We start from the raw sequence: 12,236 nt of genomic DNA on the forward strand, positions 1-12,236 counted from the left end.
CGGCCCAGCCGATGCCGGACAGACTCCGGGCGGCGATCTGCCCGGTGATTTCGCGACTCGCGCGGAAATCTGCTCTGCTCGCGCCCCGGGACGTGACACGATGCGAAGTGAGACGCGATTAAGGAGCTGAAGGCATGCGTGAACTGATCTTGCACGGAGTCGACGCCGAAGGTGCGCATCTGCTGCTGACCGACGAGAACGGTCTGCAGTACAGGGTCGCCCTCGACGACGCTCTGTATGCGGCAGTCCGCAAGGACCGCGCCCAGGTCAAGGCCGACTCCCCCGTTCGACCTCGGGACATCCAGGCGATGATCCGCGGAGGAATGAGCGCCGAGGACGTCATCGCCTCCACCGGCGCGGACATCGAACAGGTGCGCACCTATGAGCGCCCGGCCCTGGCCGAACGCGCCCATATGGCCCACACGGCCAGTCGCCACCCGATCTATTCCGATCACGACCCCAATGGGGATCCGACTCCGCTCATCGAGCTCTGCCAGACCCGCCTGGCCATGCGCGACGTCGACATCGAGACGATGGACTGGGACGCTTGGAAGCAGCAGGATGGCAATTGGTACATCCAGCTCAGCTTCACTGCGGCCGACCGGGTCCGCACCGCCGGGTGGAACTACTACCGCCGCTCGCTGACTCCGATCGACGATGAGGCATCGTGGCTCTCCGGTTCGGGCCCGACCGACACCGGACCAATCCCGAACTACGGCAGCGGCACCGAACGCCGACAGACCACCGAAGAAGTCGATGTGCCCCCGGTGCCCGACACCGCCCCTGCAGCATCGACGCACGCGGCCACCGGCGACCGGGGCCCTGAGTCCCAGTCCCCGCGGGACCACCAGGCCGAGACCGGTCGCATCCTCGAGAACCTCCGCAAGCGTCGTCGACACGAAGACGAGGACGAATCGCGGACCCGTCTGCGTGCGGTCACCGAAGATCCCGAGACTCACCCGCAGGGTGCCCACACCGCTCCGGGACGCCCCGAGGCGGCCGGCGATGATGAGGTCTTCGCCTTCGAAGACGCCTCGGCCCACGATCCCGAGGATCCGCAGGTGCCGACCCAGGAGGTCGGCACCTTCGATGACGACAACCAGCTCTCCCTACTCAACGAGCCCGGGGTCAGCGAGGGTGCGGATCAGTACAAGGACCGCGGAGGTGCCAAGGGCGCCGACTCGAAGCCGAAGTCGAAGAAGAACTCCCGCGCCTCGATCCCCAGCTGGGACGAGATCATGTTCGGCTCGAAGCGGGACTGACAGCCTCGCCGAGGTTGATCACCCGGTCCTCGGCCGCGATGAGATCGTGGTCGTGGGTGACCATCACGACCGTGCGTGAGCGCAGATTCTCCCGCAGGTCTTCCATCAGTGCCGTCGCGGTCTCCGCATCGAGGTGAGCCGTCGGTTCGTCGAGGACGATGACCTCGGCCCCGCTGAGCAGGGTCCTCGCGACGGCGAGTCGCTGCCGCTGTCCGCCCGAGACATCGGCTCCGTGGTCGCCGACCCAGAGGTCGAGTCCTTCGCCGTGCGCCCATTCCTCGAGTCCGGCGGTGCGCAGGGCGGCGAACATCTCCTCGGCCGTGGGGGTGTCCTTCCGCGCCAACGCCAGATTCCCCCGCACCGTCGACCGGAAGATGTGCGCCTCCTGCGGGCACCAGGCGATCCGGCCGACCAGATCGGACGGTGCGAGTTCGCTCATATCGATCGTGGAGCCCGCCGCGTCCGTGGCTCGGTAGCTGCCCGACCAGGGGTCGAGGAACCGCAGCAGGATGCTCAGAGCCGTCGATTTCCCGCTTCCGCTGGCTCCGCACAGCAGCGTCCAGCGTCCCTGCTCGGCATGCAGATCGAACTCGCGCAGCACCGGTTCGCCATCCCAGCCGACCGTGATGGCCTCGAGGTCGAGTTCGCGCACCCGCAGTGCCCCGGCGCCGAGGCGGTCCGCGTCTTCCAGCGCAGCGTCCGAATTCGGTGCGCCACGACCTGTACGGACTGCCCGGGTCTCCGCTGAGGTCGATTCCCCCAAGTCGGGCAGGCGGTCGAGGACGATCCCGAGCGCCGGCCACTGTCGGAAGGCGCCCAGCGCCGCGGAGAAGACCTCGCCCAGCCCCAAGGCCATGAGGACGAGGACGGCGAGGATCTCCGTGGGAGCATCGGAGATCAGGGATGCCGCGAGTGCCGTGGCCACGGTGCTCAGCTGCACCCACAGCTGAGCCAGCCCGAAGCCGCGTGCCGATGCCCGCTGGGCGCGGACGAGGCGTGATTCGTGGCCCTGCAGCTCCGCGAGCACCGCGGCATCGGCACGGTTGGCCCGCAGATCGTCCTTGGCCCCAAGACCGCGAGCGAGCAGCCCGAGGATCCGGCTCCGTTCGTCCCGTGCTCGGCGGGCGACCGAGCTCTCCGTCGCGATGACGATGACCGGCAGCAGCACGAGATTGAGCGCACCGATGCCGATGAACAGGACCACCGTGGAGGGATCGAGCATCCCGGCCGCGATGACGACCGCGATGAGCACGAGCGCTGAGGCGATCGGCGGGAACAGGGTGCGGGGCACGAGATCGCGGACATCGTCGGCGTCGGAGACCATGGAGCGCAGCGCGGCATCGGAGGTGAGCATCGTCCGGTCGCTCATGCCGACCTTCTCGAAGTGCCGCCACAGTCCCGCACGGAGCCGGCCGAGGGAGGAGAAGATCGCCGAATGGAGCTTGAGCCTGCTGAGGTAGAGCAGCACGGAGCGGCTGAGGCCGAAGAATCGGACGCCGACGATGGCGACCAGCAGGATCATGATCGGCGGCTGGTAGGAGGCTTCGACGATGAGCCACGCCGAGACCGCGGTCAGTGCGATCGCGGCGAGGCTCGAGCCGCACGAGGCGAGAAGGGCCACGAGCGTCGTCGGGTTCAGCAGCGGCAGGCTCGAGCGCAGGATCGACCACCGCCGGCGCAGGACTGCCGTCCAGGGTGAGTTCGCCGAGGCGGTCCCGGGCCGGCCGTGTCGGTGCCCGTCCCGCGCCGGCAGGGTCTCCGGGGTGCCGTCGCGCTCCGGCGGCGTGGCTACCGGGTTGCCGTCGGTCGCGAATCGTTCTGCGACGGCGCCGTCATGGTCTGCGATCCGAGTCCCGGCTCCCCCGGAGCCCCGATCAGCGTTCGCCGACGTACCGGCAGTCGTGGGAGCCTCGGCGGCTGCCCCGGCAACGGCCGCGGGCGTGACGGCCGAACCGGGAACCTCGATCACCGTCCTGGAGGGTGCGAACTCTGTGTCGGCCAGGGACCGGACCCGATCGTCATGGCTGGCCGCGACCACGCGGATGGTCCGGGCCGCCTCGGCGATCAGGTCGATGATGATGGCCGCGTTGTCATCGTCGAGGTGCGCGGTAGGCTCATCGAGGACGAGCACCTCGGCCCTCGCGGAGAGGCGGGGCAGGATCCGCACGAGGGCGAGGCGCCGCTGCTGGCCCAGGCTCAGCGCGGCCGTCGGCATCTCGACGTCCACGGGCAGGCGTGCCTCGGTCAGGGCTTCGAACTGCTGCTCGTGTGGCAGTCCGAAGAGGTCGAGCTCACCTCCGAGGGTATGGGCGAAGAGCCGCGGAGTCTGCGGGACGAATGCCGCGGGCATCGGCCTCAGGGTCGTCTCGGCCCCGGCGGGCAGGGTGTCGGTCAGGGCGGCAAGGATCGTCGACTTGCCGGCCCCGGATCTGCCGGCGACCACGGTCACTCCCGGTGACGATGCGATCGTCGCCGTCCACGAGATCCGGGTCCCATTCGGATAGGTGACCTGGTGGTCCGGGCCGGGGAGACTCGTCCCGGAACCGCCCACCGCAGGGCGCGCCCCTGACTCTTCGGCCTCGTCGATGAGCGCCTGCGCCCGGTTCCGGGACTCGCGCCCGTTCTCACTCGCGTGATAGCCGGCGCCGAGCTCGCGCAGGGGGATGAAGCATTCGGGGGCGAGGAGGAGGACGAGCAGTCCCGAACCGAGGTCCATGCTCCCGTTGACCAGTCGCAGGCCGATGACCACGGCGACGAGGGCCACGGAGATCGTGGCGATGAGTTCGAGTGCGAGGCTGGACAGGAAGGCGATGCGCAGGGTGGCGAGATTCGCGGTGTGATACTTCTCGCCGAGTTCTCGCAGCCGTTTCGCGTGATCGCGCGAGCGGCCGAGCCCGATGAGCACGGGCAGGCCTTCGGCGAGTTCGGCCAGATGGTCCGAGAGCCGTTCGAGGGCGGTGGAGCTCTCCGCCGTCGATTCAGCCGTGTAGCGGCCGATGAGGATCATGAACACGGGCACCAGCGGCAGGCAGATGGCGATGATGAACGCCGAGAGCAGGTCAGTGAAGACGATTCGGGTGAGCAGCACGACCGGAACCACGGCTGCGGACGAAAGTGCCGGGACGACGGTGGTGAAGTAGTCGTCGAGGTCGTCGATCCCACGGGTCGCCGTCACCGCCGCATCCACCCGGGGACGGCCACGGCCGCGCAGGAGCGCGGTGAGCAGGCGCGAGCGCAGCAGTCGTCTGCTCTCCCCTGCCAGACCCGCGCCGAGGCTGCGGTCGGCCCACAGCCCGAGCCCGCGCAGACCGGCTCCGAGGAGTCCGAGGACCACCCACGTGGCGGTCGGGGAGCCGCCGATGATTGCGCGCACGAGCGCCTCGGCGATGAGGATGATGCCTCCGGCCCGCGACAGCGCACTGAGCACGGACAGGGCGAGCCCATGCCTGCCGCGCGGCAGCTCGAACAGGATCGACAGGGGTGAGCTCACGAGCGGATCGCCACCGGCACCCGATGCGCCTCGGGGATGTGGGTCTCGGACAGGCGGCCGAGGAACATCCGATAGCTGAAGATCTGGTAGCCGATGATGATCGGCAGGAAGATCACCGTGACGATGAGCATCACCGACAACGTGTAGTGCGAGGACGAGGCCGAGGCGATGGTCAGCGAGTTCGCCGGGTCAAGCGTCGAGGGCAGCACATCGGGGTAGGCCCCGGCGAAGACCGCGGCGATACCGGCGACGAGGTAGATTCCGTGGAGGACGAAGGCCCGCTTCTCGGCTCCCGCGCGCACGGCGAAGAAGGCGGCGATGAAGGCGGCCAGGGAAGCGGCGACGAGGACGGCCAGCCAGGTCCGGTGCGTGATCGAGAGGGCGAACCAGATGAGGAACGGCACCGCGGCCGGCAGCATCAGACGCACCGCCCAGCGCTGTGCCCGCGCACGGATGTCTGCCTGGGTCTTCAGCCCGAGATAGATCAGGCCGTGGGCCAGAGTGAAGCCGAGTCCACCGAGTCCGCCGAGCACGGCCGGCCAGGAGAGCCAGGCGAAGGCTCCTCCGACGAGGTCGCCGTTGGCGTTGAGCGGCAGACCGGTGGTCGTGATCGCGAGCATCGCGCCGACGCAGAAGGCGGTGCCGGCCGAGCCCAGCGCCATCGCCCAGGTCCAGAAGGACTTCCACGCCTGAGTATGGCCTTTGCCGCGGTATTCGATGGCCACGGCACGGAAGATCAGTGCCAGCAGGCACACGGTCAGGGGAATGTAGAGGGCGCTGAACAGCGAGGCGTACCAGTGCGGGAAGGCCGCGAAGGTCGCACCGGCGGCCGTGATCAGCCAGACCTCGTTGCCGTCCCAGACGGGTCCGATCGAGTTGAGCAGCACGCGTTTGCCGCGTTCGCTGCGGGAGAGCACCGGCATGAGCATGCCCACGCCGAGGTCGAAGCCGTCGAGGAACAGATATCCGATCCACAGCACGACGATGAGGACGAACCAGATCGTGGCGAGAATTTCCATCGTGACTCTCCTCAGTAGGCGAATGACAGGACGTCGTCGCCGTCATTCGTGATCGTCGGTGTGTGCTTCTTCTTCGACTCGGCGAGTTCGGGCATCGCCGAGGCGACCCCTCCCCTGATGTAGACCGTGAGCAGCCGCAGTTCGACGACCATCAGCACGCCGTAGACCAGAGACAGGCTGATCAGGGAGAACAGGAGCATCGGAGGGGTCACTTCGGGTGAGAGGGCGGCTTGGGTGAACATGTACACCCCGTCGAGCTGGGCCGGGTTGGGAGCGACGACGAAGGGCTGGCGGCCCATCTCCGTGAACACCCAGCCGGCGGAGTTCGCGATGAAGGGGGTGGTGATGGCCAGCAGCGCACCGCGCATCAGCCAGGTCGAGCGCGGAACGGTTCCCTTGCGGGTCAGCCACAGTCCGATGACACAGACCCCGGCGGCGATCAGGCCGAAGCCGATCATGAAGCGGAATCCCCAGTAGGTGACGATCATGATGGGCTGGTAGTCGATGGCCTCCCCCGCATGCTGGCCGTACTTGGGGTCATCGGGCAGGTTGGTGCCGTACTTCTCCTGGTAGTCCGGCAGCAGGGTGTTGACGCCGTGGACGGGGGTGGAGAAGTCGCCCTTGGCCAGGAACGAGAGGAGTCCGGGAATCTCGAAGATGTTCTCGACTCCGTCGCAGTCGTTCGTCGCGGGGTCGCCGATGGTGAGCACGGAGAATTCGGTGCCGTCGTGGCAGGCGCCTTCGGCCGAGGCCATCTTCATCGGCTGCTGTTCGAACATCAGCTTGGCCTGCACGTCGCCGGTGATGGCGACCCCGGCGAAGGCGATGATTCCGACGATGGCGCCGATGCGCAGGGAGCGGATCCACACGGCGTGGTCGATTCTGTCGCGGCCGGGCACCTCGGGCGCCTCGCCGACGACGACCTTGCCTGACTCATCGACCGTGTCGATGCCGTCACGGCGCCGCCGGTGCAGGTGGTACCAGGAGATGCCGAGCAGGAAGGAGCCGCCGACGGCGAGTGCGCCGAAGAGCGTGTGCGTGTAGGCCGCCAAGGCGGTGTTGTTCGTCAGCACCGCCCACACGTCGGTCATCACCGGCCGGCCGTCGACCATCTCGACGCCGACGGGGTGCTGCATCCACGAGTTCGCGACGATGATGAAGTACGCGGAGATCCAGGACCCGATGACCGCGCACCACAGCGCGCCGAGGTGGATCGCCCGTGGGAGCCGGCCCCACCCGAAGATCCAGAGACCGAGGAAAGTCGATTCGAGGAAGAAGGCGAGAAGTGCCTCCAGCGCCAGCGGGGCGCCGAAGACGTCGCCGACGAAGCGGGAGTACTCGCTCCAGGCCATTCCGAACTGGAACTCCTGGACCAGGCCGGTGGCCACACCCATGATGAAGTTGATGAGGAAGAGCTTGCCGAAGAACTTCGTACTCCGCAGATACACCTCGTTGCCGGTGCGGTGATACATCGTCTGCAGAATCGCGACGAGCATCCCGAGCCCGAGGGTGAGCGGAACCATCCAGAAGTGATAGACGGTGGTGATGCCGAATTGCCACCGTCCGATGAGAACCGGGTCGAGGTCCATGGGCACTCCGTTCGGAAAGACTGTTTTTCTACGTCACGTAGAATTCTACATCCAGTAGAAACGGTCTCGTCGTCGTTTCGCCATTCAGAATGATTCGTACCAGCGCCGAGCGGCCATCGCCCGACTGCTTCCAGGCTACTCCCCGAAGCAGCGGCAGTCGCGGCCTCCGCACGGCCGGAGATCCGGGCGCGCGAAACCCACGACACGTTGAGTCATGTCACATGGAATTCGACACGTTGTAGAGGTAGAATCGGTGAGCAGAGAGAAACATCACCACGAAGGACAAGGACACTGTGGGAACACTGGGCGAACTCGAACGAAGCGTCATGGACGCCATCTGGGTGCATGACGACGGACTGAGTGCTGCCGAACTCCGCGATGTCCTCGCCGATCGCGATCTGGCGCTGACGACGGTGCACACCGTCCTCACCCGACTCGAGAAGAAGGGCTTCGTCACCCGAGATCGCAGCATCCGACCGCACCGCTACCTCGCGGTGTCCACGCGCGAAGACCATGTTGCCGAGCTGATGACGGAGATGCTCTCCCAGGCTCCCGATCGCCAGGCTGTTCTCGCTCGGTTCCTCGGTACGGTGTCCGAAGCCGACACCAAGGCGCTGCGCACCCTGCTCGGGCGCAACCACTCGACCAACTCCTGACTCAGGTCGGTCACCGCCATGACCATCGTGGGATCGATCCTTGCGGTCCTCGCTTTTCTGCTCGCGTGGCCGATTCCGTCTGCCCTCTCGCGTTTCCGCGGCGACCCGATCTCCGAGGTCGTCCTCTGGCAGTCGGTCGGACTCTCCGGTGGTCTCTCCCTCATCGGCACCGCCCTGGCTTTCGCGGTCTCCCCCTCGTCCTCGAGTCTCCCCCAGGGCCTATGGCAGCTCGTGCGCGGCGAGTCCCACACCGAACTCTCCATTCTCGCCTGGGTCTTCCTCGTCATCGCGCTCCTGCTCATCGGTCGGCTCCTGGGATGCCTGGCCCTGACCTTCTACACCGCCCGCAGGACCCGGCTGCGCCATGACGAGATCCTGCACCTGCTCAGCGAACCCTCGGCGACCCATCCCGACACGAGGATCATCGCCACAGACGAAGCGGTCGCCTACTGCCTTCCCCAAGGACCCAGAAAAGGCACCGCCGTGCTCTCGACAGGACTGCTCGAAGCACTGGGTGAGAACGAACGCACCGCGGTCATCGCCCATGAGCGGGCGCATCTGGACTTCCGTCATGATGTGCTCGTCATCCCCTTCGCCGCCTGGCATCGGGCGCTGCCGTTCTTCTCTGCCACAGCGATCGGACTGAATTCGGTCAACCGGCTCATCGAACTGATGGCCGATGATCAGGCCCGCAAGCACGTCGATCCGCTGATTCTGGCTCAGGCGGTGCGCGCGGCGGCGGCGATCAGTCCGGAGCACCGAGGCGATCTCTCCGAGCAGCGCATCCGCCGCCTCTCGCGCCCGCTGGATTCGACCCGGATCCCGGTCAGACTGACCTCGATCCTGCTCGCGATCCTGCTGCTGCTCGTGCCCACCGCGCTCATCCTCACCCCCGCGGTCTTCGGGCTCTGATGTTCTTCAGGCGCTGATAGTCTTCTTCAGTCTCTGAAGATCTTCGGCCTCTGAACGACAGGAGCCCCCGACCGCTGCTGCGGCCGGGGGCTCCGTTCTCTGATGCCGCCGCGTTCGCTCAGCCAATCACCGCGACTTCGGCTCTCGACCGGGATGTCGGCTCTCGACCGGGACGTCGCTCAGCTGTCGATGCGTTCGGCGTCGAGGACCGCGGCACCGGAGACGATGAATTCCTTCCGCGGTCCCACCGAGGAGCCCATGAGGAGTTCGAAGGTGTTCTCGGCGGCTTCGGCATCGGCCATCGTGACTCTGCGCAGTGTGCGCATGTCCGGGTCCATCGTCGTCTCGGCCAACTGGTCGGCATCCATCTCGCCGAGTCCCTTGTAGCGCTGGATCGGCTCTTTGTAGGTCTTCTTGGACTTCTCGAGCTTCTTCAGCAGCGCGTGCAGCTCGGCTTCCGAGTAGGTGTAGACGACGTCGTTGGGGGTTCCGCGCTTCGTCACGACCTCCACCCGATGCAGCGGCGGCACCGCGGCGAAGACCCTTCCCTCTTCGACCAGGGGCTTCATGTAGCGGAAGAACAGGGTCAGCAGCAGGGTGCGGATGTGGGCGCCGTCGACGTCGGCATCGGTCATGATGATGACTCGGCCGTAGCGGGCGGCCTCGACGTCGAAGCTGCGACCGGACCCGGCGCCGATGACCTGGATCAGGGCGGCGCATTCCACATTGGCCAGCATGTCGGCCAGGGTCGCCTTCTGGACGTTGAGGATCTTGCCGCGGATCGGGAACAGTGCCTGATGATCGGAGTTGCGGGCGGCCTTGGCCGTGCCCATCGCCGAGTCGCCCTCGACGATGAACAGCTCCGTGTTCTCCACTCCGTTGTCACGGCAGTCGTAGAGCTTCGCCGGCAGCGAGGACGCCTCGAGCGCGGTCTTGCGACGCTGATTCTCCTTGTGCGTGCGTGCTGAGATGCGCGACTTGAGTTCGGCGACGACCTTCTCCATGAGCACGGCCGCCTGCTGCTTCTCGGCCCGCTTCGTCGACGACAGGATGTCGCCGAGCTGCGCTTCGACGGTCTTGGCCACGATCTGGCGGACCGCGGCAGTGCCGAGGACCTCCTTGGTCTGGCCCTCGAACTGCGGTTCGGACAGCTGCACGGTGACCACCGCGGTCAGACCGGCGAGGACATCGTCCTTCTCGAGTTTGTCCTTGCCGAGTTTGAGCTTGCGCGCATTCGCCTCGACGGCCTTGCGCATCGCCTTGAGGCTGGCTTGTTCGAACCCGGAGAGGTGGGTGCCGCCGTGCGGGGTGGAGACGACGTTGACGAAGGACTTGATCTTCGTGTCATAGCCGGTCCCCCAGCGCAGCGCGATGTCGACGCCGACTTCGCGTTCGACCTCTTTCGAGACCAGGTGCCCGGTCGAGTCGAGCACCGGCACCGTCTCCTTGAAGCTGCCGGTGTTCTGCAGTCGCCAGGTGTCGGTGATCGGCGGATCGATCGAGAGGTGGTCGACGAATTCGGTGATGCCGCCGTCGAACTTGAAGACCTCTTCGCGTTCGGCGATGACTTCGCCCGTCTCATCGCGGGCGACGCGGCGGCGATCGACGATGCGCAGCTCGAGTCCGGGAACGAGGAACGCCGTCTGTCGGGCGCGCTCGACGAGGTGCGGGTAGTCGAACTGGGCCTTGGAGAGGAAGATCTGCGGATCGGCCCAGTACTGGACCCGGGTGCCGGTGGCTCCGCGTTTGGCCTTGCCGACGATGTCGAGGCCGGTCGCCTCCTGGAACTCCTCGAAGGGGTTGTCGGGTCCAGGCTGGCCCGAAGAGTCGTCGAATCGGCCGGGCACACCTCGGCGGAAGGACATCTTGTGCACCTTCGAACCGCGGATGACCTCGACGTCGAGGCGCGCGGACAGGGCATTGACGACGGAGGCGCCGACACCGTGCAGTCCGCCGGAGGCCGCATAGGAGGTGCCGCCGAACTTGCCGCCGGCGTGGAGCTTGGTCATCACGACCTCCACACCGGTCAGCCCGGTCTTCGGCTCGATGTCGACAGGGATGCCGCGGCCCTTGTCGGTCACCGCGACCGAGCCGTCGGGGGCGAGCTCGATGAGGATCTCTTTGCCGTGACCACCCAGGGCCTCGTCGACGGAGTTGTCGATGACCTCCCACAGACAGTGCATGAGTCCGCGGGAGTCCGTCGTTCCTATGTACATTCCCGGGCGCTTGCGCACCGCCTCGAGTCCGGACAGAACTGACAGATGCCTGGCGCCGTAGCTTTCGTCTTCCACAGATTTCCTCTCGTTCGATTAAATCCTAATCGCTGGCGGCCCGGATCCCGCATTCCTCGGTGCCGTGTCGAGATCCGATCCCCGCGAAACTGCGCTTTTCGGCCGCTTTTGCTGAAACAATGACGGCATGACGCGTTCCCGCCTTCTCCTGCCTCTCGTGTTGTGCGCCGGGCTCGCACTGCCGGGTCTGAGCGCCTGCGGCGAGGACGTCGGCACACCGTCCGCCCCGACCCCGGTCGATCCCGAGGCCGTAGCCGATCCCACCGAGTCCGGCACCCAGGCCGCCGAACCCGACGCCGGTGCCGCGGACGGAACGAAGTCCCCAGCTCCCGAGGCCGATCTCAGCGGCCGCACCATCGCCATCGATCCCGGTCACAACGGAGGAAATGCCTCCCACACCTCGGAGATCGCCCGTCCCGTGCCCGATGGTCGAGGCGGGACGAAGGCCTGCAATACGACGGGCACCGCGACCGCCTCGGACTTTCCGGAGACCGATTTCACCTGGGCCGTCGCCGGCATCCTCACCGAATCCCTTGAGGATGCCGGCGCCGAGGTGGTCCTCAGTCGCCACGACAACGACGGAGTCGGTCCGTGCGTGGATGAGCGGGGCACCTTCGCCGATGACGCCGATGTGCTCGTGAGCATCCACGCCAATGGCAGCGAGTCCACCTCGGTGCAGGGTTTCCACGTCATCGTCGCGAAGCCGGGGACTTCCGCCGACGTCGAAGAGGACTCGGACCGGCTGGCGAAGTCGCTGAGCTCGTCCATGGGCGAGTCCTTCACTCAGAACACGGCCTACGGCAAGCAGGCGATCAGTCGCCGTCCGGACCTGGCGGGGCTGAACAACGCCTCGGTGCCCGCCGTCATCGTCGAGTGCGGCGAGATGCGCAATCCCGAGGAGGCGAAGCTGATGGAGGAGAAGTCCGGTCAGCAGAAGTACGCGGACGCCCTGCTGCACGGCATCCTCGACTGGTTCTGAACGAAAGACAGCCGCGGCCCGAGCGGACCGCGGCTGTC

The 12,236-nt window shown here is 66.8% G+C and carries 8 protein-coding genes; 4 read left to right on the plus strand and 4 right to left on the minus strand.

Features of this window, described 5'->3' with window-relative positions:
- The first annotated feature begins 134 nt into the window (after positions 1-134).
- Positions 135-1,262 carry a septation protein SepH gene (gene sepH / locus CV023_RS04740; protein ID WP_230744275.1) on the plus strand — a complete coding sequence of 376 codons (1,128 nt, stop codon included), beginning with the start codon at positions 135-137 and terminating at the stop codon, positions 1,260-1,262.
- Here sepH and cydC read toward each other — a convergent pair.
- From cydC to CV023_RS04755, 3 genes are read right to left on the minus strand one after another with little or no spacing between them, the layout of a single operon-like run.
- Entirely contained in the window at positions 1,237-4,752 is a 3,516-nt protein-coding gene (cydC, locus tag CV023_RS04745) for a thiol reductant ABC exporter subunit CydC (RefSeq protein WP_230744276.1), read from the minus strand. The two genes, sepH and cydC, sit on opposite strands and share 26 nt — an antisense overlap.
- Positions 4,749-5,771, minus strand: coding sequence for a cytochrome d ubiquinol oxidase subunit II (cydB, locus tag CV023_RS04750; RefSeq protein WP_230744277.1), 1,023 nt, complete (start codon positions 5,769-5,771; stop codon positions 4,749-4,751). Before cydB ends, cydC begins: the two co-directional genes overlap by 4 nt.
- 11 nt (positions 5,772-5,782) lie before the next feature.
- A complete protein-coding gene (locus tag CV023_RS04755) occupies positions 5,783-7,360 on the minus strand; it encodes a cytochrome ubiquinol oxidase subunit I (RefSeq protein WP_230744278.1) in 1,578 nt (525 codons plus the stop codon).
- Between the two features lie 293 nt (positions 7,361-7,653).
- Between CV023_RS04755 and CV023_RS04760 the strand changes: the two genes are divergently transcribed.
- Both CV023_RS04760 and CV023_RS04765 read left to right on the plus strand, forming a co-directional pair.
- Positions 7,654-8,016, plus strand: a complete 363-nt coding sequence (locus tag CV023_RS04760; RefSeq protein WP_230744279.1) for a BlaI/MecI/CopY family transcriptional regulator — start codon at positions 7,654-7,656, stop codon at positions 8,014-8,016.
- 18 nt (positions 8,017-8,034) lie between these two features.
- Positions 8,035-8,928, plus strand: coding sequence for a M56 family metallopeptidase (locus CV023_RS04765; protein ID WP_230744280.1), 894 nt, complete (start codon positions 8,035-8,037; stop codon positions 8,926-8,928).
- A gap of 179 nt (positions 8,929-9,107) precedes the next feature.
- On the opposite strand, the gene CV023_RS04770 is transcribed toward CV023_RS04765, so the two are convergent.
- Positions 9,108-11,219, minus strand: a complete 2,112-nt coding sequence (locus CV023_RS04770; protein WP_230744281.1) for a DNA gyrase/topoisomerase IV subunit B — start codon at positions 11,217-11,219, stop codon at positions 9,108-9,110.
- A gap of 127 nt (positions 11,220-11,346) precedes the next feature.
- Between CV023_RS04770 and CV023_RS04775 the strand changes: the two genes are divergently transcribed.
- The gene (locus CV023_RS04775; RefSeq protein ID WP_230744282.1) at positions 11,347-12,198 is read left to right on the plus strand and encodes an N-acetylmuramoyl-L-alanine amidase; all 852 of its coding nucleotides are present in this window, start codon (positions 11,347-11,349) and stop codon (positions 12,196-12,198) included.
- The last annotated feature ends 38 nt before the right edge of the window (positions 12,199-12,236 follow it).

The sequence above is a fragment of the Brevibacterium sp. CCUG 69071 genome (assembly GCF_021023135.1).
Taxonomy (GTDB): domain Bacteria; phylum Actinomycetota; class Actinomycetes; order Actinomycetales; family Brevibacteriaceae; genus Brevibacterium.